Source organism: Lentzea sp. NPDC042327 (assembly GCF_040647275.1).
In the GTDB taxonomy this organism is placed as follows: domain Bacteria; phylum Actinomycetota; class Actinomycetes; order Mycobacteriales; family Pseudonocardiaceae; genus Lentzea.
This window is the reverse complement of sequence record NZ_JBEZBX010000023.1, coordinates 21600-46504: the sequence shown is the minus strand read 5'-3', so window position 1 is coordinate 46504 and position 24905 is coordinate 21600. Positions and strand designations below refer to the sequence as shown.

Below are 24905 nucleotides of genomic sequence, written 5' to 3'. Positions count from 1 at the left end.
GTGACCTCCGTCGACATCGTGAGGTCACCGAACGCCGACCAGGTCAGCACGATCGCTGCTGACCTGGTCGCGGATTCGGTGCCGAGCAAGCTGACCGCGCAGGACCCGACCCTGTGGGGGCCGGAAGCCGAGTCCGAGGCGGGCATCCGCCTCTCCTGGACCACGCTGCACGAGTCGTCCCGTGCGCTGCTCCCCGACCTCGTGGCCCTGCGCTCCGCACTGCACGCCGAAGGCGTCGACCGCGTCGTGCTCGCCGGGATGGGCGGCTCGTCGCTGGCCCCCGAGGTGATCACGCGCACCGCGGGCGTCCCGCTGGTCGTGCTGGACACCACCGATCCCGCCCAGGTCGCCGACGCGCTCGCCGGTGACCTCGAGCGCACGGTGATCGTGGTGTCGTCCAAGTCCGGTGGCACCGTCGAGACCGACAGCCACCGGCGGATCTTCGAGAAGGCCTTCGCGGACGCGGGCATCGACGCCGCGTCGCGCATCGTGGTGGTCACCGACCCCGGCTCGCCGCTGCAGAAGGCGTCCGAGGAGGCGGGCTACCGCAAGGTGTTCCTGGCCGACCCGCACGTGGGTGGCCGCTACTCCGCGCTGACCGCGTTCGGCCTGGTGCCGTCCTACCTCGCGGGCGCCGACGTCGAGTCCCTGCTCGACGACGCCGCCGCCGAGGCGAAGGTCCTCTCCCAGGACTCGGTCGACAACCCCGCGGTGCGGCTGGCCGCGATCTTCGGTGCCGCGCACGCCAACGGCGCGGAGAAGGTCGTGTTCGCCGACACCGGCTCGGGCATCAAGGGCTTCGGCGACTGGGCCGAGCAGCTGATCGCCGAGTCCACCGGCAAGAACGGCACCGGCCTGCTGCCCGTCGTCGTCGAGGGCCCCGGTGCCCCCGGCTTCGTCGACGCCCGCTCCGACGCCACCACCGTCGCGATCGGACCGGCCACCGGGTCGGCGCACGTGGCCGTGGAGGGCCCGCTCGGCGCGCAGTTCCTGCTGTGGGAGTACGCGACCGCGCTCGTCGGCCGGGTGCTCGGCATCAACCCGTTCGACCAGCCCGACGTCGAGGCCGCGAAGAAGGCCGCGCGGGCGCTGCTCGACGCGCCGGCGGTCTCGGCCACCGCTCCGTCCTTCGTGGACGGTCCGGTCGAGGGCCACGGCACCGGCTGGGCCCCGCGGGAGGTCCACACCGTCGCCGAGGCGCTCGCCGCCCTGGTCGAGGTGGCGCCCGAGCACGGCTACATCTCCGTTCAGGCGTACCTGGACAGGATCGACGACGCGTCCTTCGAGCTGCTCCGCGCGGAGATCGCGAAGAGGACGCACCTGCAGACCACGTTCGGCTGGGGTCCGCGGTTCCTGCACTCGACCGGCCAGTACCACAAGGGCGGTCACCAGAACGGCGTGTTCATCCAGATCACCGGCGAGTCCGGTGACGACCTGGAGGTGCCCGGCCGTCCCTACACGCTGGCGCAGCTGCAGCTCGCGCAGGCGGCCGGTGACGGTCAGGTCCTCGTCGAACACGGCCGCCCGGTGCTGCGGCTGCACCTGCAGGACCGCATCGCAGGTCTGGCCCAGCTCGTCGAGGCAGTCCAGGAGGACGGTTCGTGACCACATCCGCCGCCAAGTGGCGCAACCCGCTGCGGGACGCGCGCGACAAGCGCATGCCGCGCATCGCGGGGCCGAGCGCGCTGGTCATCTTCGGTGTCACCGGTGACCTGTCGCGCAAGAAGCTCATGCCCGCGATCTACGACCTCGCGAACCGGGGTCTGCTGCCGCCGGGCTTCGGTCTTGTCGGCTTCGCCCGCCGCGACTGGGCCGACCAGGACTTCATGAAGGTCGTCCACGACGCGGTGAAGGAGCACGCGCGCACGCCGTTCAACGAGGCCGTGTGGCAGCAGCTCGCCGAGGGCATCCGGTTCGTGCAGGGCACGTTCGACGACAACGAGGCGTTCGACAACCTGGCCTCCTGCCTCGCGGCGCTCGACACCGAGCGCGGCACGGGCGGCAACCACGCGTTCTACCTGTCGATCCCGCCGGGCGCGTTCCCGACGGTGATCAACCAGCTCAAGCGCGCGGGTCTGGCGCAGGCGCAGAACGACCAGTGGCGCCGCGTCGTCATCGAGAAGCCGTTCGGCCACGACCTGGCCTCGGCCAAGGAGCTCAACCGCACGGTCAACGAGGTCTTCCCCGAGGAGTCGGTGTTCCGCATCGACCACTACCTCGGCAAGGAGACCGTGCAGAACATCCTGGCGCTGCGGTTCGCGAACCAGCTGTACGAACCCATCTGGAACTCGAACTACGTCGACCACGTGCAGATCACCATGGCCGAGGACATCGGTCTCGGTGGCCGCGCCGGGTACTACGACGGCATCGGCGCCACGCGTGACGTCATCCAGAACCACCTGCTGCAGCTGCTCGCGCTGATCGCGATGGAGGAGCCCGTCTCCTTCAAGCCGTCGGACCTGCGGGCGGAGAAGGTGAAGATCCTCTCGGCGACGCGTCCGGCGGAGCCGTTCGAGGAGACCACCGCGCGCGGCCAGTACACCGGTGGCTGGCAGGGCGGCCAGAAGGTGCCCGGTCTGCTGGAGGAGGGCGGTTTCTCGCCCGAGTCGAAGACCGAGACGTTCGGTGCGATCACCTGCGAGGTCAACACCCGCCGGTGGGCCGGGGTGCCGTTCTACCTGCGCACCGGCAAGCGCCTGGGCCGCCGCGTCACCGAGGTGGCCGTCGTGTTCAAGCGGGCGCCGCACCTGCCGTTCGACGACACCGCGACCGAGGAGCTCGGCCAGAACGCGCTCGTCGTGCGGGTGCAGCCGGACGAGGGCGTGACCATCCGGTTCGGCTCGAAGGTGCCGGGCAACACGATGGAGGTCCGCGACGTCACGATGGACTTCGGCTACGGCCACTCGTTCACCGAGTCGTCGCCGGAGGCCTACGAGCGGCTGCTGCTCGACGTGCTGCTCGGCGAGCCGTCGCTGTTCCCGAAGAACGACGAGGTCGAGCTCTCCTGGGAGATCCTCGACCCGATCCTCGAGTTCTGGGCCCGCAAGGACGAACCGGCTCTCGAGAAGTACAAGGCCGGCACCTGGGGACCGCCGTCGGCGGACGCGATGACCGCCAGGACCGGAAGGCACTGGAGGCGTCCGTGATCATCGACCTTCCCTCGACCACCACCTCGCAGATCAACTCCCGGCTCGTCCGGCTGCGCGACGAGGGCGGTGCGACGACGCTGGGCCGCGTGCTGACCCTGGTCATCGTGACCGAGGACGGCCAGCGCACCGACGCCGCGATCGACGCGGCGAACGACGCCTCGCGCGAGCACCCCTGTCGCGTGATCGTCGTGGCGCGCGGTGCCCGGCAGGCGGCTCCCCGGCTGGACGCCCAGATCCGCGTCGGCGGTGACGCGGGCGCGTCCGAGGTCGTGGTGCTGCGCCTGTACGGCGAGCTGGCCAAGGAGGGCGCGTCCTGCGTGATGCCGCTGCTGCTGCCGGACACCCCGGTCGTGGCGTGGTGGCCGTTCGACGCGCCGATCTCGCCGTCGAAGGACCCGATCGGCCAGCTCGCGCAGCGGCGCATCACCGACGCCGCCGCCGAGAAGAACCCGATCAAGGCCCTGGAGACCCGGCGGGCGCACTACGCGCCGGGCGACACGGACCTGGCGTGGACGCGGCTCACGTTGTGGCGCGCCATGCTCGCCTCGTCGCTCGACCTGCCGCCGTACGAGAAGGTCGTCGACGCCGAGGTGACCGGTGAGGCCGACTCGCCGTCCACCGACCTGCTGGCCGCGTGGCTGACCGACCGGCTGAAGGTGCCCGCGAAGCGCTTCAAGGCGACCTCGGGCGAGGGCATCGTCCAGGTCACGCTGAACCGGGCGTCCGGTCACGTCGACCTGCACCGCCCGGACGGCAAGGTGGGCACGCTGACCCAGCCCGGCCAGCCGTCGCGGCGGGTGGCGCTGCAGCGGCGTTCGGTGCGCGACTGCCTGGCGGAGGAGCTGCGCAGGCTCGACCCGGACGAGGTCTACGCGGCGGCGCTGAAGTCGCTGTCGAAGATCTCCCGGGGTCGCACGCCGGCGGCGAAGCCCGAGTCGGCCGCGGCCGCGGCGGCGGCCGGTGAACCGGAGGCCGCAGCGGACCTGCCCGCGCCCAACGGCAAGGCGGCCGCGAAGAAGCCCAAGGCGAAGGCGGGTTCGTGAGCAGTCCGCAAGTAGTGGTCCACCGCGACGGCGACCTCCTGGCCGCCGCCGCGGCGGCTCGCCTGGTGACCCGCGTGGTCGACGCTCAGGCCGCCCGCGGCTCCGCGTCGGTCGTGCTCACCGGCGGCCGCACCGGCACCGCGGTCCTGGAGCACCTCAACCGCAACGGCGCCCGTGACGCCGTGGACTGGTCCAGCGTGGACCTGTTCTGGGGCGACGAGCGCTTCCTGCCGTCCGGTCACCCGGAGCGCAACGAGACGCAGGCCCGCGCGGCCCTGCTCGACCACGTGCCGGTCGACCCGGCGCGCGTGCACGTCATGGCGCCCTCCGACGGCGAGTTCGGCGACGACCCGGAGGCCGCCGCCGAGGCGTACGCGGCGGTGCTGGCCGCGCTGGCCCGCCCGGAGGACCACGGCGACGTGCCGTCGTTCGACGTCTGCATGCTGGGTGTCGGCGAGGAGGGCCACGTGGCGTCGGTCTTCCCCGCTTCCCCTGCGGTGTACGAGGAGGAGCGGTCGGTCGTGGCCGTCCGCAACTGCCCCAAGCCGCCGCCGACCCGCGTGTCGCTGACGCTGGGGGCCGTGCGGAACTCGCAGGAGGTCTGGCTGATGACCACCGGGGAGGCCAAGGCCGCCGCGGTCGCGATGAGCCTGACCGGGGCGGGCGAGGTGCAGCTGCCGGCCGCCGGTGCCACCGGACGCCGCCGCACGCTGTGGCTGCTGGACACGGCGGCTGCCTCGAAGGTACCCGCCTTGTTCACACCCCCGCTGGCATGACGAGGGCCCCCGGTTCGCACCGGGGGCCTTTTTCGTCGGGGGAACACGGTCGTACAGCGCGTGGGGCAGATCGGGCCGCCAGACCGTGAACTCCGTGCAGTACGGCCAAATCCACCGAAGAGTTCCCCCTCGCAACAGTCCGGGCATTCCCCCGGCTGCGCGTATCATTTCGAATCGCGTTGAGGCAGCGGGGGTTTTGTGGCGAACGGCAGTGCGGAGCGGCGGCCCACCATCGGGATGATCACCGCTGGCCCGCTGATCGAGCTCGCGGGCGAGCAGTGGCGCGGTGTCAGCGAGGGTGCGCAGCGGCTCGGGTGCGACCTGGTGTGCTTCGTGGGCACCGAGCTCGGCCACCCGGACCCGCACAAGCGCCAGGCCAACTCCGTGTACGAGCTCGTGTCACCGGACCGGGTCGACGCGCTCGTCGTGTGGACCACGCGCGTGGGGCAGCTCATCGGCTCCGAGGGCATGCAGGAGTATGTGAAGCGGTACGCGCCGACGCCGATCGTGAGTGTGGAGACCTCCCTCGCGCAGTGGCCGGCCATCTTGATGGACAACCGCAAAGGCATGGAACAGGCCGTCGACCACCTCATCGAGGTGCACGGCCGCAGGCGCATCGCGTTCGTGCGCGGGCCGCGGTCGCACGCCGGGGCGCAGGAGCGGTACCAGGGGTACGCGGACTCGTTGCGCAAGCACGGGATTCCGCTCGACCCGCGGCTGGTGACGGTGCCCGGTTCGTTCGTCTGGGAGCCGAGCACCGCTGCGGACGCGGTGCGCGCCGTGCTCGCGTCGGTGGACCGGCCGCCGGACGCGGTCGCCGCCGCCAACGACGACTACGCGATCGGTGTCGTGTCCGCGCTGGAGGCCCTGGGGTTCCGCATCCCGGAGGACATCGCGGTCGTCGGCTACGACAACCACACCAACGTCCGCACCCACGACCTCGGGTACGCCACGACGTCCGGTTCCGGTCACCAGGTCCGGGTGCACCGCAAGGTCGACATCGACGCGGCGATGCCCGCGTTCACCACGGTCCGCGCCCCCTTCCACCAGATGGGGGTCCGGGCGGCGGAGCTGGCGCTGGCGCTGGCGCGCAAGCGGCCCACGCCGCCGGTGCAGACGATGCGCACCGAGCTGGTGGTGCGCCGGTCGTGCGGCTGCCTGCCCACCGGGCTGGGCGAGCACGCGCCCGCGCACGGCCGGCTGAACCTCGCCGAGTCGGCGAGCGCGCACACCGTGGCCGGGCGCCTGCGGTCCTCGCTCGGCCCGTCGGCGGAGGCGCTGCCGGAGGGCTGGGCCGAACAGCTCGTCGTCGAGCTGATGGCCGCCGGGCGCGGGGAGGTCGAGGGGGCGGAGTTCCTCAAGCTGCTCGCCGAGTACATCCGGGCGAGCGCGCGCGCCGGGTGTTCGCCGGAGAGCTGGTGGGCGCCGCTGTTCGACCTCTACCGGTTCGTCACCGCGCGGGTCACCGACGCCGCCGTGTTCCAGGAGCTGTGGTTGCGCGTGCAGCTGCTGGTGGGCGACGCGTTCCGCACAGACGCGAAGTTCGCGTACCTGTCGCACGAGCGCCACGACCAGACGGTGCGCGAAGCCGGGCAACGGCTCATCGCGTCGAGGACGGTCAGCGAGCTCACCGACGCGCTGGTCGAGGAGCTGCCGCGGCTGGGCATCCCCGGTTGCCACGTCATGGCGTACGAGGCGCCCGGCATAGCCCGTGTGCTCGTCCGCTACGAGCGGGGCGCGGTGCGGACCGCTCCGGCCAGGCCGTTCCCCGCCATCGCGCTGACGCCGTACCCGTTCCGCCGCGATGAGCCGTTCAGCGCGCTGGTCGCCCCGCTCCACGCCGACGACGAGCAGCTCGGGTACGTGATCTTCGAGGAGGGCCCGGAGCAGGGCTGGATCTACGAGGCCGTGCAGCAGCAGCTCAGCAGCGCCCTGCGCGGCATCCGGCTGATGCAGGAGCTGAAGGACGCGCGCGCCCGGCTCGAGGAACGCGTCGGCGAGACCGAGGCGCAGCTGCGGCACGCGCAGAAGATGGAGGCCATCGGCCGGTTGACCGGTGGCATCGCGCACGACTTCAACAACATCCTGACCGTGGTGAACGGCAACAGCGAGATGCTGCTGCGGCGCACCCTGCCCGACGACCCGCGGCGCGCGGCGATCGAGGACATCCGCCACGCCGGTGAGCGGGCGGCGAACCTGACCCGGCAGCTGCTCGCGTTCACCCGCCAGCAGGTGCTGCACCCCGAGTCGCTCGACCTCAGGGAGAACCTCACGAAGGTCGGCTCGATGCTGCGCACGCTCGTGGGCGAGGGGATCGAGCTGGAGCTCGACCTGCCCGGCGGCGTCTCGCGGGTGTGGGCGGACGCGGGCCAGATCGAGCAGATCCTGTTCAACCTCGCGGTGAACTCGCGCGACGCGATGCCCCAGGGCGGCAGGCTGACCGTGCAGATCGGCGACGCCACGCTCGGGCCCGGTGACACCGGCCGGATAGTGGGCGTGCGGCCGGGCGCGTACGTGGTGATGCGGGTGCGCGACACCGGTGCGGGCATGGACAAGTCCGTGCTGGCGCAGGTGTTCGAGCCGTACTTCACGACGAAACCGGTCGGCAAGGGCACCGGGCTGGGACTGTCCACGGTGTTCGGCATCGTGCAGCAGAGCGGCGGCCAGATCGAGGTGATCAGCGCCCCCGGCGAGGGCACGACCATCGAGGTGTACCTACCGGTGCCGTACGAGAGAGAGGGCACGCCCACGGCGCCGTTCACGCGTCGTGTCACCACCCAGCTGGGCGCGGGCACGGTGCTGCTGGTGGAGGACGACGCCCAGGTGCGGGCCATGACCCGCCGTTCGCTGGAGGCCGCCGGGTACGTGGTGGTCGAGGCAGGTGACGGCCAGGAGGCGCTGCAGCTCGCGACCGAGCACCGCAGCACGATCGACCTGGTGCTCACCGACGTCGTCATGCCGAAGATGGGCGGACCGGAGCTCGTGGCGCTGCTGCGGTCAGCGGGGGCGGCGCCGGCCGTGATCTACATGTCCGGCTACACCACCGACGAGCCGATGACCTCCGAGGTGCTGATCAGCAAGCCGTACGTGGAGTCGGAGCTGCTGGAGGCGGTCCGCCAGGTCCTCGATCAGGACGTCTGAGCGCGCTGGGCGACCGCGAGCCGCACGGTCTCGTCGAGCGCTTCGATCCGGAACGGTTTCTGCAGGTAGCCCGCCACGGCGTGGCCCGCGAACCGGTGTTCCAGGACCGTGCGGTCGTGGCCGCTGGTCAGCACGACGGGCACGGACAGCCCCTCGCGCTCCAGCTCGGCCAGCACCTCGCCGCCGGACAGGCCGGGCATGCTGTGGTCGAGCAGCATCGCGCTGATCTCCGCATGGCGCGCGCGCAGGACCGCGATCGCCTCCGCGCCGTCCGCCGCCTGCAGGACGCGGTAGCCCAGCTCCTCGAGCAGGCTGACGGTGTACCTCCGCACGGGGTCCTCGTCCTCGACCACGAGCACCAGACCGGCTTGCTGCATGCGCGTCATTATGCCGGAAACCATTCGTGTCCTCAGCACCAGGTGCGCGACTATCACCGAGAATTGTCCACCTGCTGCCCCACCGGTGTGACCACGGCCGTTCGGGCTACATCGTCGGATGTGTTTCTGCGCTAGCCTCCGTGCACCGCTGCCGCTCCACGCTGAGAAAGAGGCTCCAGGAAAGGCGACCTCCATGCGCAAAGCGACGGCAGCAGCCTGTCTGGCCGTGCTGTTCACATTGTCGTCCACGCCCGCGCAAGCCGCTGTGACTCCTGCGGAGCGGGTGACGATCGACGTGGTCACGATCAACGGGTCCGGGTGCGAACAGGGCACCGCGGACGTGGTCGTGGCGCCGGACAACACGTCGTTCTGGGTGCTCTACAGCGACTACCTGGCCCAGGCGGGCAAGGGCGCGGGCGCCACCGACTTCAGGAAGAACTGCCAGCTCAACCTGCAGATCAACATTCCGCAGGGCTTCACCTACGGCATCGCGGAAGCCACCTACGGCGGTTTCGCACACCTCGAACGGGGCGCGACGGGCCACCAGTGGGTGAACTACTACTTCCAAGGCCAGCCGGCCGGCACCGTGAAGAAGCACTCGTTCACCGGGCCGGTCGACGACAACTGGCGGGTCACCCACCGCACCGAGTTCGCGGACATCGTCTACGCGCCGTGCGGTGAGAAGCGCAATCTCAACGTCAACAGCTCGTTGCGCGTCGACAAAGGTTCCGCCGACCCGAATGCGAACAGTTTCATGACGATGGACTACTCGCGGGGCGAGGTGCGCACGTTGTTCCAGTTCTCGTGGAAGCGCTGCGACTGAACCTGACGATTTTCTGACAATTCGCCGCCGGTCCGCCTCGCGAGCTGCGCCGGAAAGGTGTCCCGTGCTCAACGCGGTTGCCGCCGCCACGTCGGTTCTCGTGGAAGCGCTGCCCGCAGGCGGCTGACCTCCCCCGGAGCTGCCGCACACGCCCCGTGCGTGTGCGGTAGCACATTAGTGGGGACAGCGGCGTACCGATCCGCGAGCGGGGCCGTCCTTAACTCGTGACGGAGCAGGTCGGGGTGAAGGGGCAGCCATGCCAACCGCCGCATACGCGCAGTACGGTGAGGATCGCACCGCTCACAGGGGAGGTCGGATCCTGACCACGACGCTGCTTCCGGCCCGGCGGTCGACGGCGACCGGGGCCGGGTCGCTCTGGCCGCTGACCGGTGGCGTCCGGCAGGTCGCGGCCGACCTGGGGCTCGTGCTCGTCGGGGTGCTCGACGTGTGGCTCGGCATGTCGTGGCTGGCCGACGAGCACCCGCCGGCCTACTCGTTGTGGCTGTCCTGGATCGCGGCCGCGGTGCTGCTGCTGCGCCGCCGGTTCCCGTTCGTGGTGGCGCTGCTGACCATCCCCGGTTTCTTCTTCGGCTGGGCGCAGATGGCCGCGATGATCGCCCTGTACGCGGTCGCGCGCCGGTACGTGTGGGGCTGGCAGACGCTGGCCGCGGGTGTGCTGGTGTGGCTCAGCCGCTCGGCGCTGTGGCCGCCGGAGGACTTCCTCAAGTTCCCCTGGTACGCCCACCTGCACTCGGCGATCCGCGGCGTGATGATCGCGGGCCTGCCGATCGCGCTGGCCCTGCTCGCCCACGCCCGCCAGCAGCTCGCCGACCGCATCGCCGAGCTCGCCGAGTCCCGTGAACGCGAACGGGTCCTGAACGCGCACGCCGTCCGTGCCGACGAACGCGCGCGCTTGGCCCGTGAGATGCACGACGTCGTGTCGCACCAGGTCAGCTTGATCGCCATGCAGGCGGGCGCGCTGCGGATGGCCGTGGCGAACGCCGAGCACAAGCAGGTGGCCGCGACGATCCGCACGTTGTCGACCAGGACCCTGGACGAGCTGCGCCAGCTCGTGTCCGTGCTGCGCACCGCCGACGGCGACGACGTGACCCAGCCCGGTGTCGGTGAGCTGCCCGAGCTCGCCGCCGACGCCGGTTTCGAAGTGGAGCTGCAGGTCAACGGGCCGGTGAACGACGTGGCGGCCCCGGTGTCCGGCGCGGTCTACCGGACCGTGCAGGAGGCGCTGACCAACGTCCGCAAGCACGCACCCGGTGCCACGGCGCAGGTGGTGGTGGACGCGGGCGACGAGGCCGTGCGCGTGGAGGTGCGCAACGCGGCGTCACCCGAGCCCGGCCAGTCGCTGCCCAGCGGCGGTCACGGCCTGGTCGGCCTGCGGGAGCGCGCCACGCTGCTCGGCGGCGAGTTCTCCGCAGGCCCCACCGAGGAGGGCGGCTACCTCGTGACGGCGTCGTTCCCGACCCAGCGCACCGCCGCCGACAACTAGCCGTTTGATGTTGAGGTGGTAGTACTTGCAGACGCCTTGAGAGGCAGGCGCGGGAGATCGCGGAACTGTTCGAGCGCGGTCAGCGCTTGGAGGCCAGCGCCGCGGAGAGGCCGGCTGCCGCGCCCAGCACGCCGCAGGTGATCGCGATCGGCAGCACCGGTTCCCTGTCCAGCAGCACCGACACGAGCAGCCACACCGCGAGACCCAGGCCGAACCCGAGGGGCACCGACGCGATCACCGCGCCCACCCCGGTCTGCCGGCGCCGCAACGCCCGCAGGTTCGACTCCAGGTACGCCAGCGTGAACAGCAGCAGCAGCGCGGACCCCGTGCCCATGATGCTCAGCCACGGCGTCTGGTTCGACACGAGCAGGAACTCGCGTCCGTCCACCGCCGCCGTGACCGCGCCGCCGACGACCCACCGCGCCGCACCGGGCAGCTCGAACCCCTCCTGTCCACTCACCACGTCCGCGAGCGGGAGACCCGCCAGCGACACCGTCAGCCGCTGCCCCTCGACCGCCACCGGCTCGGACAGGTTCGCCGGGTACGACGGCAGGTCCCGCCCGGACACCGCGAACGGCACCGCCACCAGCGCGATCAACGCAGCCGCGGCCACCAGCCACAGCCACCACGGACGGGCCGGCGGCGTGATCACCTGCGCGGCGGGCACCAGGGTGCCGCTGCCGCTCAGCCGGGCGGCGGGCACCGGGTCGGCGAGCGTGGCGCGGACCGGCTGCTGGGTGATCGAGATCGTGTCGCGCGGCTGGGTGGGCCGCGCGGACGGCCGTGCGGCGGACACCTGTGGCGCCAGGTGCACGGGCATGCCGAGGCGCATCAGCCAGTCCGGGCCGAACAGGTGGCCCGCCGCACCGGCGAGGTCCACGGCGAACGTCTCCGCGTTGCGGTAGCGGGCCGACGGGTCGCGGGCCAGGCTGCGCATGACCACGCCGGCCAGCGGACCGGGGACGTTCGTCAACGGCCGCGGGTCCTGGTGGACCCGCTTCTGGATCATGGCGAGCGCTCCGCCGCCGCGCTCGAACGGCAGGTCGCCGCTCAGCAGCTCGTACAGCACCGTGCCCGTGGCGTAGACGTCCGCGGCGGGTGTGAGCGCGTTGCCCAGCGCCTGCTCCGGCGCGATGTAGGCGGGTGTGCCGAGCACCGCGCCGGCGTGCGTGACGAGCGTGGCGCCCTCGGACACCACCTGCGAGATGCCGAAGTCCGCGACCTTGACCAGGCCGTTCGAGGTGAACAGCAGGTTCTTCGGCTTCACGTCGAGGTGCAGCACCCCGGCCTCGTGCGCGGCGTGCAGCCCGGAGAGCGCCGCCAGCACGATGCCGCAGGACTGCTGGGCGGTGAGACCGGCGGAGGCGAACCGGGACCAGACCGTGCCGCCGTCGAGGCGTTCCATGACGAGCAGGTGCTCGCCGTGCTGCCGGACGTAGTCGTACACGGGCACGATGTGCGGGTGGTCGAGCCGGGCGAGCAGCCGTGCCTCGTGCTCGAACCGCTCGCTCATCCGCGGGTCCTCCGCGACCGCGGCCGGCAACCGCTTGATCGCCACGGGACGGCCGAGCTGCCGGTGCACGCCGCCGTACACGACGCCCATCCCGCCCTCGCCGATCTGCTCGCCGACGGCGTACTGCGGGAGCGCGGCGACCACACTGGACAATGTCACCGGGCAGTCCTCACAGTCTCGGGATCCTCACGGTATCCACTTCGGACAGTTGCTGTTGCTGTTGCTGTTCGCCCGGATGCGGCGTCACGTAGCCGAGGAGCAGTGCCACCGCGGCCGCGCCGACGACGAACGGGATCTCGGCGGAGGGTGACGGTGCCACGAGGCGCAGCACCGACAGCGTGAACACCGCGATCAGCCCGGTCCCGATGCCGGCCGGCAGGAACCGCATCGCCCGCTGCCACCGGTTCGCGGGCAGCCGCCGCCGCGCCAGCGCGATCAGCGCGCCCAGCCACGACAACGCCGTCAGCGCCAGCACGCCCAGCCCGAACGCGCCGTAGACCGACCACAGCGAGCCCCGGATGTCACCGGTGGCGTCGATCGAGGCGAGCACCTCGCGCTGCGGGCCGATCACCTCGACCGAGACCGGCAGCAACCCGATGGCCTGCGCCCCCAGGTCAGCGGGCTCCAGCGGGAACGACCGCGTCTCGGTCTCCCCCGCCGGCACGTCGAACGGAACCGTTGTGTCGTAGGCGAAGAAGGTCAGCGCCAGCGCGGACCCGCTGATCCGCACCGTCTTCACGTGCTGCACCGTGTCCGTGTCGTTGCGGACCGTGACCGAGACCCTGGCGGTGCGGTCCGGGTCGAGCACCATGACCGTCGCGCCCACCGGGGTGCTGTCCACTGTGGCTTCGAGCGTCACCGACCCGCCCTGTGCGGACGCGGTTGACGGCAGCAGCATAATTCCGCACCACAGCAGTAAACCTGCACCGGTCGTACGACGTCTCACTAGCGCACCTTCGGTTCTGATCCGGGGAGAGGGAATGCGGTCTTCAGTCTTACTCGCGGCCTTGACGGCCGGTGTTACGGTGCTGGTCGCCACACCGGCAGCCGCCCAGCAGCAGCTGACCGTGTCCGCGAACCCCGGCACCGGACCCGCGGGGTCGAGCGCGACCTTCACCTGGACGGGCTTCTACAGGTGCAAGGGCACGATGCGCATCAACTGGCCGGGCGGAAGCGTACTGGCCACCGCGCCGTGGGTGGCTAACGGTTCGGTCACCGCGACCATCCCGGCCGGCGCCAAGGCCGGTCAGTACGTCTTCACCGCGACCGACGAGTGCAACCGGATGGCCCGCAACACCTTCGTCGTCACCCCGCGGCCGGCCACGACGACGACGCAGCCGCCGGTCACCGTCCCCCCGGTGACGAACCCGCCGGCCACCGACCCGCCCGTCACACGCCCGCCGGTCACCACGACCACCACGACCACTCCCCCGGTCACGACGACCACCACCACGACGACGACGACCGCACCGTCGTCGTCGGGCACGTCGTCGTCCACCGACCCGTTCGGCTCCTCCGGTGACGGCGTCCTGGTGCTGGACAAGGAGAACATCCAGCCCGGCGAGGACCTGACCGCGACCGGCACCGGCTGCCCCAAGGGCGCCGGCGTGACGCTGAAGTCGCTCGGCCAGGACGTCGGCAAGGCCACCGCCGACGACAACGGCGGCTTCACCGCGCCGGTGCGGTTCACGAACATCGAACCCGGCCGGCACAAGGTGCGCGCCGAGTGCGGCATCACGCTCGTCGGCAACGTCGACGTGACGCTGTCCAGCTCGTCCGGTGGGAGCAGCAGCACGCTCGTGGTGCTGGTGTTCTTCCTGTTGGTCGGTGCCGCGATGCTGCGCCGCCAGTTCTCCGGCCTGCGGCGGTGACCCTCCGGCACCCCCAGGTAGTGCCTGAACACGCGAAAGGCCCCCTCTCCGCAGATGAGGGGGCCTTTCGCGTTGATCGGGAACTCCGTGAGCCCTACGGCTCCTCGCGCTGACGGCGCAGCTTGGCGAGAGCCTCTTCGAGGATCGCCTCACCGTCCGCGTCGGAGCGCCGCTCCTTCACGTACGCGAGGTGCGTCTTGTACGGCTCGTTGCGCGGAGGCGCGGGTGGCGTCTGCTCGTCACGACCTGCCGGCAGGCCGCAGCGCGGGCAGTCCCAGTTCTCCGGAATCTCCGCGTCGACCGCGAAAGACGGCCGGGACTCGTGACCGTTCGCGCACCAGTACGACACCCGACGGCGGGGCGCGGACTCGCCGCGCTCCGACTCACCCATCGGTCCTGCGCCGACGCGGGTACCGCGAATCGCGTTACCACCGGACATCGACCGTTACACCCCCACCAAGTGGTTACCCCAAGCCCCGGAGGGCTTCTGCCGCTGAACGGTTGATCAGCTGCCCGCGCCGGGCAGCTTGATCAGCAGTCCGATGCCCACGATCGCGATGATCCAGACCGCGCCGACGAACAGCGTCAGGCGGTCGAGGTTCTTCTCGACAACGGAGGAACCGGACAGACTCGACTGCATACCGCCGCCGAACAGCGAAGAAAGGCCGCCACCACGGCCGCGGTGCAGAAGCACGAGCAGCACCAGCAGCACGCTGGAGACGATCAACAGGATCTGCAGGAACAGGATCATTTCTTCCTCGCTGTCAGGCAGCCGACGCCATAGAGTACCTGTTCGACTGCCGAACGTGTGCAACCAGTGGGATTAAGGGTTTGTCCAGATCAACCTAGGGTAGAGGCCCGCCGGCAGCCAGAGCGCAGAGCTTGGTGAACTCGTCGGCCTGGAGGCTCGCGCCGCCGACCAGGGCGCCGTCGACGTCCTTCTGCCCGATGAGCTCACCGATGTTGGACGACTTCACCGAGCCGCCGTAGAGCACGCGGACGACCGCGGCGGTCTCCTCGCCGTAGGACTCCGCCACGAACGAGCGGACCAGCGAGCACACCTCCTGCGCGTCGGCCGAGGACGCGGTCTTGCCGGTGCCGATCGCCCAGACCGGTTCGTAGGCGAACACGATCTTCGCGACCTGCTCGGCGGTGAAGCCCTTGAGACCGGCCTCCAGCTGCCGGCGGACGAGCTCCAGGTGGCCCTTCGCCTCGCGGACGTCGAGCTTCTCGCCGAAGCAGAAGATCGGCGTGACCTCGTGCTTGAGGGCGGCGGCGATCTTGGCGTTGACCAGTGCGTCGGTCTCGCCGTGGTACTCGCGGCGCTCGGAGTGCCCGACCACGACGTAGTGGCAGCCGAGCTTCTTGAGCATCAGGCCCGACACCTCGCCGGTGTAGGCGCCGGAGTCGTGCTGCGAGATGTCCTGCGCGCCGTACTTGAGCAGCAGCTTGTCGCCGTCGACCAGCGTCTGGATGCTGCGGATGTCGACGAACGGCGGGAGGACGGCCACCTCGACCTTGGCGAAGTACTTCTCCGGCAGGGCGAAGGCGATCTTCTGCACGAGGCCGATCGCTTCGAGGTGGTTCAGGTTCATCTTCCAGTTGCCCGCGATGAGCGGGGTGCGCGCTGCCACCTCAGTCCTCCAGGACGCTGATGCCGGGGAGTTCCTTGCCTTCGAGGAACTCCAGGGACGCACCACCACCGGTGGAGATGTGCGAGAACCCGTCCTCGGGCAGACCCAGTGCGCGGACGGCCGCCGCGGAGTCGCCACCGCCGACGACGGTGAACGCTGCGGAGGCCACGAGCGCCTCGGCCACGGCACGGGTGCCGCCGGCGTAGGTCTCGATCTCGAAGACGCCCATCGGGCCGTTCCAGAACACGGTCTTGGCGTCGGCGAGCTTCGACGCGAACAGCTCGCGCGACTTCGGGCCGATGTCGAGGCCCATCCGGTCGGCGGGGATCGAGTCGGTGCCGACGACGTCGTGCTCCGTGCTGCCGAACTCGGCGGTGACCAGCACGTCGACCGGCAGCACGAGCTCGACGCCGCGCTTCTCCGCCTCGGCGAGGAAGCCCTTGACCTGGTCGAGCTGGTCTTCCTGCAGCAGCGACGTGCCGACCTCGTGGCCCTGGGCCTTGAGGAACGTGTACGCCATGCCGCCGCCGATGAGCAGCCGGTCGACCTTGCTCAGCAGGTTCGCGATGACGCCGAGCTTGTCGGAGACCTTCGCGCCGCCGAGCACCACGACGTACGGGCGCTCCAGGTCGTCGGTGAGCTTCTTGAGCACACCCAGCTCGGCCTCGACGAGACCGCCGACGTAGGCGGGGAGCTTCTGCGCGACGTCGTAGACCGAGGCCTGCTTGCGGTGCACGACACCGAAGCCGTCGGACACGAACGCGTCGGCGAACGCGGCGAGCTCGTCGGCCAGTGCCGCGCGCTCCGCGTCGTCCTTCGAGGTCTCGCGGGCGTCGAAGCGGACGTTCTCCAGCATCACGACGCCACCGTCGGTCAGCGCGCCGACCGCGGCGGTCGCGGACGGGCCGACCAGGTCCTCCGCGAGCACCACCTCGGTGCCGAGCAGCTCACCGAGGCGAGCGGCGGCCGGTGCCAGGGAGAACTTGGGGTCCGGCTCGCCCTTGGGGCGGCCGAGGTGGGCGGTGACGACCACGCGGGCACCGGCACCGGCCAGTGCCTTGATCGTCGGCACCGACGCGCGGACGCGGCCGTCGTCGGTGATCTTGTCGCCGTCGAGGGGGACGTTCAGGTCGGCGCGCACGAGCACGCGCCGACCTGCGACACCCTCCGCGAGCAGGTCGCTGAGAGTCTTCACTGACTGTCCGTTCCCGCTGCTCAGATCTTGGAGGCGACGAGCTTGACCAGGTCCGCGAGGCGGTTGGAGTAGCCCCACTCGTTGTCGTACCAGCCGACGACCTTGACCTGGTTGCCGATGACCTTGGTCAGCGGCGCGTCGTAGATGCACGAGTGCGGGTCGGTGACGATGTCGGCCGACACGATCGGGTCCGTCGAGTACTTGAGGATGCCGGCCAGGGGGCCCTCGGCGGCGGCCTTGTACGCGGCGTTGACCTCGTCGACGGTGACCTCGCGCTTGAGCGTGACGGTCAGGTCGGTGGCCGAGCCGGTGGGGATCGGCACGCGCAGCGCGTAGCCGTCGAGCTTGCCCTGCAGCTCCGGCAGCACCAGGCCGATGGCCTTCGCGGCACCCGTGGAGGTCGGCACGATGTTCAGCGCGGCGGCGCGGGCACGGCGCAGGTCCTTGTGCGGCGCGTCCTGCAGGTTCTGGTCCTGCGTGTACGCGTGGATCGTGGTCATCAGGCCCTGCTCGATGCCGAAGCTGTCGTTGAGGACCTTGGCGAGCGGCGCGAGGCAGTTCGTGGTGCAGGACGCGTTCGAGATGATCGTCTGCGACCCGTCGAGCTTCTCCTCGTTCGCGCCGATGACGACCGTCAGGTCCTCGTTCTTGGCCGGCGCGGAGATGATGACCTTCTTGGCGCCACCCTCGTCGACGTGCGAGCGGGCCTTGGTGGCGTCGGTGAAGAAGCCGGTCGACTCGACCACGACGTCGACGCCGAGGTCCTTCCAGGGCAGCTTGCCCGGCTCGCGCTCGGCGAGGGCCTTGATGACCTTGCCGTCGACGGAGATGCCCTCGTCGGTGACCTGCACGTCGGCGTCCAGGCGACCGAGGATGCTGTCGTACTTCAGCAGGTGGGCCATGGTGGCGACGTCACCGAGGTCGTTGAACGCGACGATCTCGATGTCGTGGCCGCCGGCACGCACCGCGCGGAAGAAGTTTCGGCCGATGCGACCGAACCCGTTGACACCTACACGAACCGTCACGACGGACTCCTTGCGTTCAGCTGGCTAGGAACAAGCCCACCCTATCTGCCGAACTGCGTCGCTGGTCACAGGGATAGTGAGTATCTCTGGATCGAGCCAGAAAAACAGGCTCTGACTAGGCCGTTCGGCCCATGGTCAGACCTCTGCTTCAAGCATCTCCGCCGTGACCGCCGACTCGGTGTCGGGCAGGCCCAGGTCCTTCGCGCGCTTGTCGGCCATCGCCAGCAGACGCCTTATGCGGCCGGCGACGGCGTCCTTCGTCATCTGCGGCTCGGACAGCTGGCCGAGCTCCTCCAGCGACGCCTGCCGGTGCGCCAGCCGGAGCTGGCCCGCGGCGGCGAGGTGGTCGGGGGCCTCCGGGCCGAGGATCTCCAGCGCGCGGGCGACCCGTGCGGCCGCGGCGACCGCGGCGCGGGCCGAGCGGCGCAGGTTGGCGTCGTCGAAGTTCGCCAGGCGGTTGGCGGTGGCGCGGACCTCGCGGCGCATGCGGCGTTCCTCCCAGGCCAGCACGCTGTCGTGGGCGCCGAGGCGGGTGAGCATGGCGCCGATGGCGTCGCCGTCGCGGATGACCACGCGTTCGGCGCCGCGGACCTCGCGCTGCTTGGAGGCGATGCCCATCCTGCGGGCCGCGCCGACCAGGGCCAGCGCCGCCTCCGGGCCGGGGCAGGTGATCTCCAGGGAGGAGCTGCGGCCGGGTTCGGTCAGCGAGCCGTGCGCCAGGAACGCGCCGCGCCACGCCGCCTCGGCGTCGCACACGCCACCGGACACCACGGGGGCCGGCAGGCCGCGCACGGGTCGGCCGCGCGGGTCGAGCAGACCGGTCTGGCGGGCGAGGCCCTCGCCGTCCTTGACCACGCGGACGACGTAGCGGGTGCCCTTGCGCAGGCCGTTCGACTGGATCGTGAACACCTCGGCGTGGTGGCCGTAGAGCGCCTGGATCTCCTTGAGGAGCCTGCGGGCCGCGGAGCCGAGGTCGAGCTCGGCCTCGACGACCACCCGGCCGGACACGATGTGCAGGCCACCGGCGAACCGCAGCAGGGACGAGACCTCCGCGCGGCGGCAACAGGTCTTGGATACCGCGAGCCTGCTCAGCTCGTCCTTGACCGCCGACGTCATCGCCACGGGTCTGTCCCTCCCACTCCGGTCTCCTCGACCACTTGCCTCAGGCAGCCTGCCAGTGCCTCCGGATCGTGCCGGTCGGCGGCGTCCGGTGCGGCGATCCTGGCCAGGTGCGTTCGCGCACCCAGTGCCGAGGCGGCTCGCGTCAACCGGTCCGGCGTCGGGACCGAGTCGACGTCGGCGATGACCGCGTCCACCTTCAGCTCGGGTGCGTGCTCGCAGACTACGTCCAGATGCCGCTCCGGTGAGAAACCGGCGGTTTCGCCCGGTTGGGGGACGAGGTTGAGCACGAGGACCTTCTTGGCGTGCGTCCGCACCAGCGCGTCGTGCAGCTCGGGGACCAGCAGGTGCGGCAACACGCTGGTGAACCACGATCCCGGGCCGAGTAGCACGAGATCGGCGGCAAGTACAGCCTCCACCGCCTGGGGGCAGCCGGCAGGTCGCCCGTTCGGGGCAGTCAGCCGGATGCGCCGCACCAGTCCGGGCGTGGTGGCGATGGCGACCTGCCCGCGAATCCGGCGCACGTCGGTCTCGTCCTCGTCGAGCCCGGTGACGTCGGCCTCGATGTCGAGCGGGTCGTTCGACATGGGCAGCACCCGCCCCCGCACGCCCAGCAGCCGCCCGGCCACGTCGAGCACCGCCACCGGGTCGCCGAGCTGTTCGAGCAGCCCGGCGAGCACCAGGTTGCCGATCGCGTGACCGGCCAGCGCACCCGTGCCACCGAAGCGGTGCTTGAAGAGCGAGGTCCACAGCACGCTGTGCTCGTCCTCCCCCGCCAGCGCCGCCAGCGCCTTGCGCAGGTCACCGGGGGGCAGCAGGTCGGACAGCTCACGCCGCAACCGCCCCGACGAGCCCCCGTCGTCCGCGACGGTCACCACGGCCGTCACGTCCCCGGTCACCCGCCGCAACGCCGACAGCGTCGCGTGCAGCCCGCGCCCGCCGCCCAGAGCAACTGCCTTCAACTCCGTCACTCGCGTCCCAGATCCCTGTGCACAACCTTGACCGCCATGCCGTCCTCACTCGCCAGCCGCGCCGACAGCTCCTCGGACAGGGCGACACTGCGGTGCTTGCCACCCGTGCACCCGATCGCGAGCGTCAGGTACCGCTTGCCCTCACGCCGGTATCCGGCGCCGACCAGCCTGAGCAACTCGTGGTACCGGTCCAGAAATTCCTCGGCCCCCTCCTGCGACAGCACGTAGTTGCGCACCTCGCCGTCCAGCCCGGTCTGCTCGCGCAGCTCAGGAATCCAGAAGGGGTTCGGCAGGAACCGCACGTCCATGACGAGGTCGGCGTCCATCGGCAGCCCGTACTTGTAGCCGAAGCTCAGCACCGTGACCCGCGTCCGGGTGGCGGCCTCCGTGCCGAACGTGTCCTCGATCTTGGCCCGCAGCTGGTGGACGCTGAGCGCTGACGTGTCGAGCACCAGGTCGGCCTCCTGCTTGAGCGGCGTGAGCAGGACCCGCTCCGCCTCGATGCCGTCCTGCAACCGCCCGTCCCCCTGCATCGGGTGACCGCGCCGCACCGCCTCGAACCGCCGGATCAGCACGGCGTCGGTGGCTTCGAGGAAGAGGACGCGGGGCTTGTACCCGCGCGCGTCCAGGTCCTTGATGATCGACGCGAGGTCCTCGGTGAACGCACGGCTGCGCACGTCCATGACGACGGCGACCCTGGTGATCGCCCCTCGCGCCTGCGCGCCGAGCTCGACCATCGTGGCGATGAGCTCCGGGGGCAGGTTGTCCACGACGAACCAGCCGAGGTCCTCCAGGCACTTGGCCGCGGTGCTGCGACCCGCACCGGACAGCCCGGTCACCACGGCGACTTCGATGCCGGACTTCTCCGCGTTCACGACTACGACTCCGTTACCTGTTCATGAGCGGGAGCGTCAGCTTCCGCTTCTCGGTGGGCTGTGCTGTGGGCGGTTCTGGGGTTCGGGCAGTTCTGGGCGGTTCTGGGGTTGGTGGGCAGCTCTGCGGTTGGGGCAGGTCTGCCGGTTGTGGGCAGCTCTGCGGTTCGGGCAGGTCTGCCGGTTCTGGACAGGTCTGCCAGTTCGGCGCGCCTTCCGTTCTTCCAGCGCGCCGGGTGCAGTCTCCACTGCGAGGCCCTCCGCGCGCGGCAGGTTCGGGCCACGGTGACGCGCGCGTCACGGTGAGGGTGCGCGCCTGGCCCACTTGGTTGGGCGCTTCGCGGCTGGTTGTGCTCCGGACTGCGGTGGCCGTCACTCGGACAGGTGAAGCTTGTCCGGATCTGCGCCTGGCGCCGTCTTTCAGATGTCTCAACACCATGGTCGTCTTCGCCGCGCCGAGAAGGAAGGGGGCGGGGGCGGAGTGGTGGGCCGCCGGGCGGGAGCAGTGGCAGTTGGGCGGGAGCAACGGTGGCTGAGCCAGAGCGGTGGCTGAGCCAGACCGGTGGCTGAGCCGGAACGGCGGGCGGGTGCGTGGCGACCGGACGTACGTGGCGGGCCGGTGTGCATGGCAGGTGGGTGTGCATGGCTGGCCGGGCATGCGTGGCAGGCGGGCATGCGTGGCCGACCGGGTGCCCGTGACGGGCAGGTGTGCATGGCGGGCGGGCATGCGTGGCCAGCCGGGTGTGCGTGGCCAGCCGGGTGTGCGTGACGGGCGGGTGTGGCGAGCATCGGGGTCAGCCTGCGATGGGGTGGCTCGACTGGAAGGCCAGGCGGGCGTCCGCGGTGGAGGCGATGCGGTCGAGCTCGTCGTCGAGGGCGAGGAAGACGTCCCAGGGCTCGCGGGCGCTGGCCGTGGCGAGGTGGGTGGTCACCAGTTGTTCGAGGTCTTCGACGCGTTTGGCCTTCCAGGCCTTGTCGGCGAGGCTCACCAGGTGGTCCTCGAAGGTCGTGCCGGGGGCGGTCCAGGAACCGTGGGTGCCGGCGAAGCGGGCCAGGTGGCCCGGCACGCCGTGGCGGAGGAGGAGGGCGTGGCCCGCCGGCTCGTGGGAGGAGCCCGGGGCGGAGAGTTCTGCGGGGTGTTCGACCTTGCCGATGTCGTGGGTGGCGGCGCCGAACAGGACCGCCTCGCGGTCGAACGGCACTTCGGGGTGGTGTTGGGCGACCCAGTCGGACAGTTGGCGGGCCACGTCGTGCACCGCGCGCAGGTGGGCGATCAACCGGGGTGGGGCCTGCAGGGTGATCAGGAGGTCGGCGGCCTGGGCGGGCAACGGGTGGAGCCAGTCGGCTTCGGTCAGGGCGCGGGTCATCGCTGCGGTGGGCGGCGGAGGCGGGGGTGTCGGCAGTCGCGGTGAGGGCGTGAGCGACGGAGACGGGACACGTGACTCGGCCGGGGTACGCGGCGCGGTTGGGGCGGACGACGCGGCCAGGGTGTGCGGACCGGTCAAGGTGCGCGATGTGGCTGTGGCCGGCGATGCGGCTGGGGTGCGCGGCACGACTGGGGCGGGCGTCGCGGCCGAGGTGTGTGGCACGACCGAGGTGCGCGATGTGGCTGGGGCGGGTGACGCGGCCGGGGCGGGCGACGCGGCCGGGATGTGCGGCCCTGCCGAGGCGCGCTGCGCCACCGAGGTGCGCGGCGCACCTGGGGTGGACGGCACGACCGGCGTGGATGGCTCCGCGTCGGCGGGTGGCTGGGCCGCGGCGGGTGCAGCAGCCGGACCAGGCGGCTGAACTGGTGCGAGCGGCTGCTCCGGAACCGGAGTGCCCGGCGGAGCCGAAGCGGCTGGCGGAACCGGAGCGTCCGGCGGAGTCGGGGTGTGTGAGCAAGCCGCCGGTGTGGGTGGCTGGGGTGGGTCGGTGGGAGCGGGGGTCATGGGGCTGGGTCGGGGTGGGGCGCCGGGGTGGAAGGGGCGGACAGGGCCACGACCACTGCCTCGGCGGTGCGGCGGCCGAAGCCGGGGAGGTCGCTGATTTCGTCCACTGTGGCCTGTTTGAGTTTGCGGACCGAGCCAAAGTGGCGGAGCAGGGCGGCTTTGCGGGTTTCGCCCAGGCCGGGGACGTTGTCGAGCTCGGAGGCGATCATGCGCTTGGAGCGCTTTTGGCGGTGGTAGGCGATGGCGAAGCGGTGGGCCTCGTCGCGGATGCGTTGCAGGAGGTAGAGGGCGTCGCTGGTGCGCGGGAGGATCACCGGGTCGGGTTCGCCGGGGACCCATACCTCCTCCAGGCGTTTGGCGAGGCCGACCACGGCCACGTCGGTGATGCCGAGCTCGGCGAGGACGTCGGCGGCCGCGGCGGCTTGGGGGGCGGCGCCGTCGACGACCAGGAGGTTGGGCGGGTAGGCGAACTTGCGGGGTTTGCCGGTGTCCGGGTCGATGCCGGGGTTGGGGCCGCCGGAGGCGGTTTCGCGGAGCATGGCCTGGAAGCGGCGGCGGACGACCTCGGCGATGGAGGCGACGTCGCCCTCGGTGGCGGCTTCGCGCAGGGCGAAGCGGCGGTACTCGGACTTGCGGGCCAGGCCGTCCTCGAACACCACCAGCGACGCGACCACGTCGGTGCCCTGGACGTGGCTGATGTCGATGCACTCGATGCGCAGCGGCGCGGTGTCGAGGGCCAGGGCGTCCTGCAGCTCCTGCAACGCGGCCGAGCGCGCGGTGAGGTCGCCGGCGCGGCGGAGCTTGTGCTGGGCGAACGCCTCGGAGGCGTTGCGCGCCACGGTTTCCAGCAGTGCGCGTTTGTCGCCGCGTTGCGGGACGCGCAGGGCGACGCGGGAGCCGCGCTGTTCGGAGAGCAGGTCCTCCAGGGCGGGGGCGTCGTCGGGCAGCACCGGCACGAGGACCTCGCGCGGTGTGCTCTCCGTGTTGTCGCCGTAGAACTGCATGATGAACTGGTCGACGATGGCGCCGTCGTCGACGGCCTCGACCTTGTCGAGCACCCAGCCGCGCTGGCCGCGGACCCGGCCGCCGCGCACGTGGAACACCTGAACGGAGACCTCGAGCTCGTCCTGCGCGAACGCCATCACGTCGGCGTCCGTGCCGTCGCCGAGGACCACGGCCTGCTTCTCCATCGCGCGGCGGAGTGCTCCCAGGTCGTCGCGCAGCCGGGCCGCGCGCTCGAACTCCAGCTCCTCCGACGCCTGCAGCATCTCGCGTTCGAGGCGGCGGACCATGTGGTCGGTCTTGCCGGCCAGGAAGTCGCAGAAGTCGTCGACGATGTCGCGGTGCTCGTCCGCGGACACCTTGCCCACGCACGGCGCGGAGCACTTGTCGATGTACCCGAGCAGGCACGGGCGGCCGATCTGGTTGTGGCGCTTGAACACACCGGCCGAGCAGGTGCGCGCGGGGAACACGCGCAGCAGCAGGTCCAGCGTCTCGCGGATCGCCCACGCGTGGGCGAACGGGCCGAAGTAGCGCACGCCCTTCTTGCGCGGGCCGCGGTAGACGTGCAGCCGCGGGTAGTCCTCGAACAGCGTGACGGCCAGCACCGGGTACGACTTGTCGTCGCGGTACCGGACGTTGAACCGGGGGTCGTACTCCTTGATCCAGTTGTACTCCAGCTGCAGCGCCTCGACCTCGGTGGTCACGACGGTCCACTCGACCGACGCGGCCGTGGTCACCATCTGCCGCGTGCGCGGGTGCAGCCCGGACAGGTCCGCGAAGTAGGAGTTCAGCCTGCTGCGCAAGCTCTTCGCCTTGCCGACGTACACGACCCGGCCACCGGCGTCGCGGAACCTGTAGACGCCGGGGGCCTCGGGGATCGAGCCCGGAGAAGGGCGGTACGTCGAAGGATCTGCCACGTGACCCAGCCTAACGACGGGGTCTGACAAAAGTGGAAAGGG

Annotated in this window: 22 protein-coding genes; 9 read left to right on the top strand and 13 right to left on the bottom strand. The window is 71.1% G+C overall.

The window, feature by feature from the left end; genetic code table 11:
* Nucleotides 1–18 precede the first annotated feature (18 nt).
* The 5 genes from AB0A63_RS37115 (at nucleotide 19) to AB0A63_RS37095 (ending at nucleotide 8109) form a co-directional block, all read left to right on the top strand.
* Entirely contained in the window at nucleotides 19–1605 is a 1587-nt protein-coding gene (locus tag AB0A63_RS37115) for a glucose-6-phosphate isomerase (protein ID WP_360400208.1), read from the top strand.
* A 53-nt stretch (nucleotides 1606–1658) separates the two neighbouring features.
* Nucleotides 1659–3146 carry a glucose-6-phosphate dehydrogenase gene (zwf, locus tag AB0A63_RS37110; protein ID WP_360400332.1) on the top strand — a complete coding sequence of 496 codons (1488 nt, stop codon included), beginning with the start codon at nucleotides 1659–1661 and terminating at the stop codon, nucleotides 3144–3146.
* On the top strand, nucleotides 3143–4192 hold the full coding sequence (opcA, locus tag AB0A63_RS37105) for a glucose-6-phosphate dehydrogenase assembly protein OpcA (RefSeq protein ID WP_360400205.1): 1050 nt from the start codon (nucleotides 3143–3145) through the stop codon (nucleotides 4190–4192). The genes zwf and opcA overlap by 4 nt, the downstream gene beginning before the upstream one ends.
* A complete protein-coding gene (gene pgl / locus AB0A63_RS37100; protein ID WP_360400202.1) occupies nucleotides 4189–4968 on the top strand; it encodes a 6-phosphogluconolactonase in 780 nt (259 codons plus the stop codon). The genes opcA and pgl overlap by 4 nt, the downstream gene beginning before the upstream one ends.
* 237 nt (nucleotides 4969–5205) lie before the next feature.
* Nucleotides 5206–8109: a substrate-binding domain-containing protein gene (locus AB0A63_RS37095; protein ID WP_360400199.1), complete on the top strand. Its 2904-nt coding sequence runs from the start codon at nucleotides 5206–5208 to the stop codon at nucleotides 8107–8109.
* Here AB0A63_RS37095 and AB0A63_RS37090 read toward each other — a convergent pair.
* Entirely contained in the window at nucleotides 8097–8486 is a 390-nt protein-coding gene (locus AB0A63_RS37090; protein WP_360400196.1) for a response regulator, read from the bottom strand. The two genes, AB0A63_RS37095 and AB0A63_RS37090, sit on opposite strands and share 13 nt — an antisense overlap.
* Nucleotides 8487–8712: 226 nt before the next feature.
* On the opposite strand from AB0A63_RS37090, the gene AB0A63_RS37085 reads away from it, so the two are divergent.
* Together AB0A63_RS37085 and AB0A63_RS37080 are read left to right on the top strand one after the other, a co-directional pair.
* Nucleotides 8713–9309, top strand: coding sequence for a DUF4360 domain-containing protein (locus tag AB0A63_RS37085; RefSeq protein ID WP_360400193.1), 597 nt, complete (start codon nucleotides 8713–8715; stop codon nucleotides 9307–9309).
* Nucleotides 9310–9565: 256 nt separating this feature from the next.
* Nucleotides 9566–10813 carry a histidine kinase gene (locus tag AB0A63_RS37080; RefSeq protein WP_360400190.1) on the top strand — a complete coding sequence of 416 codons (1248 nt, stop codon included), beginning with the start codon at nucleotides 9566–9568 and terminating at the stop codon, nucleotides 10811–10813.
* A gap of 79 nt (nucleotides 10814–10892) precedes the next feature.
* Here AB0A63_RS37080 and AB0A63_RS37075 read toward each other — a convergent pair whose 3' ends face one another.
* Both AB0A63_RS37075 and AB0A63_RS37070 read right to left on the bottom strand, forming a co-directional pair.
* A complete protein-coding gene (locus tag AB0A63_RS37075; protein ID WP_360400187.1) occupies nucleotides 10893–12485 on the bottom strand; it encodes a serine/threonine-protein kinase in 1593 nt (530 codons plus the stop codon).
* A gap of 10 nt (nucleotides 12486–12495) precedes the next feature.
* Entirely contained in the window at nucleotides 12496–13224 is a 729-nt protein-coding gene (locus AB0A63_RS37070; RefSeq protein ID WP_360400184.1) for a hypothetical protein, read from the bottom strand.
* A 109-nt stretch (nucleotides 13225–13333) separates the two neighbouring features.
* On the opposite strand from AB0A63_RS37070, the gene AB0A63_RS37065 reads away from it, so the two are divergent.
* The gene (locus AB0A63_RS37065; protein WP_360400181.1) at nucleotides 13334–14197 is read left to right on the top strand and encodes a hypothetical protein; all 864 of its coding nucleotides are present in this window, start codon (nucleotides 13334–13336) and stop codon (nucleotides 14195–14197) included.
* 94 nt (nucleotides 14198–14291) lie between these two features.
* On the opposite strand, the gene AB0A63_RS37060 is transcribed toward AB0A63_RS37065, so the two are convergent.
* The 9 genes from AB0A63_RS37060 to AB0A63_RS37020 form a co-directional block, all read right to left on the bottom strand.
* Nucleotides 14292–14636 (bottom strand): RNA polymerase-binding protein RbpA, encoded by a 345-nt coding sequence (locus AB0A63_RS37060; protein ID WP_053738343.1) that lies wholly within the window; start codon nucleotides 14634–14636, stop codon nucleotides 14292–14294.
* 66 nt (nucleotides 14637–14702) lie between these two features.
* The gene (secG, locus tag AB0A63_RS37055; RefSeq protein ID WP_030470276.1) at nucleotides 14703–14948 is read right to left on the bottom strand and encodes a preprotein translocase subunit SecG; all 246 of its coding nucleotides are present in this window, start codon (nucleotides 14946–14948) and stop codon (nucleotides 14703–14705) included.
* Nucleotides 14949–15042: 94 nt separating this feature from the next.
* Nucleotides 15043–15831 (bottom strand): triose-phosphate isomerase, encoded by a 789-nt coding sequence (tpiA, locus tag AB0A63_RS37050; RefSeq protein ID WP_360400177.1) that lies wholly within the window; start codon nucleotides 15829–15831, stop codon nucleotides 15043–15045.
* 1 nt (nucleotide 15832) lies between these two features.
* Nucleotides 15833–17026, bottom strand: coding sequence for a phosphoglycerate kinase (locus AB0A63_RS37045; RefSeq protein ID WP_360400174.1), 1194 nt, complete (start codon nucleotides 17024–17026; stop codon nucleotides 15833–15835).
* A 20-nt stretch (nucleotides 17027–17046) separates the two neighbouring features.
* Nucleotides 17047–18051, bottom strand: coding sequence for a type I glyceraldehyde-3-phosphate dehydrogenase (gene gap, locus AB0A63_RS37040; RefSeq protein ID WP_053738345.1), 1005 nt, complete (start codon nucleotides 18049–18051; stop codon nucleotides 17047–17049).
* A 135-nt stretch (nucleotides 18052–18186) separates the two neighbouring features.
* Complete coding sequence (whiA, locus tag AB0A63_RS37035; RefSeq protein WP_360400170.1) at nucleotides 18187–19173, bottom strand: DNA-binding protein WhiA; 987 nt, start codon at nucleotides 19171–19173, stop codon at nucleotides 18187–18189.
* Nucleotides 19164–20132 (bottom strand): uridine diphosphate-N-acetylglucosamine-binding protein YvcK, encoded by a 969-nt coding sequence (yvcK, locus tag AB0A63_RS37030; RefSeq protein WP_360400329.1) that lies wholly within the window; start codon nucleotides 20130–20132, stop codon nucleotides 19164–19166. Before yvcK ends, whiA begins: the two co-directional genes overlap by 10 nt.
* Nucleotides 20133–20137: 5 nt before the next feature.
* Entirely contained in the window at nucleotides 20138–21016 is an 879-nt protein-coding gene (gene rapZ / locus AB0A63_RS37025; protein ID WP_157529633.1) for an RNase adapter RapZ, read from the bottom strand.
* A gap of 791 nt (nucleotides 21017–21807) precedes the next feature.
* Complete coding sequence (locus AB0A63_RS37020; RefSeq protein WP_360400167.1) at nucleotides 21808–22380, bottom strand: HD domain-containing protein; 573 nt, start codon at nucleotides 22378–22380, stop codon at nucleotides 21808–21810.
* Nucleotides 22381–22555: 175 nt separating this feature from the next.
* Here AB0A63_RS37020 and AB0A63_RS37015 point away from each other — a divergent pair, with 175 nt between their 5' ends.
* On the top strand, nucleotides 22556–22801 hold the full coding sequence (locus AB0A63_RS37015) for a hypothetical protein (RefSeq protein WP_360400164.1): 246 nt from the start codon (nucleotides 22556–22558) through the stop codon (nucleotides 22799–22801).
* A 139-nt stretch (nucleotides 22802–22940) separates the two neighbouring features.
* Here the strand turns inward: AB0A63_RS37015 and uvrC are convergent, their stop codons facing one another.
* Complete coding sequence (uvrC, locus tag AB0A63_RS37010; protein WP_360400161.1) at nucleotides 22941–24863, bottom strand: excinuclease ABC subunit UvrC; 1923 nt, start codon at nucleotides 24861–24863, stop codon at nucleotides 22941–22943.
* Nucleotides 24864–24905: the final 42 nt, after the last annotated feature.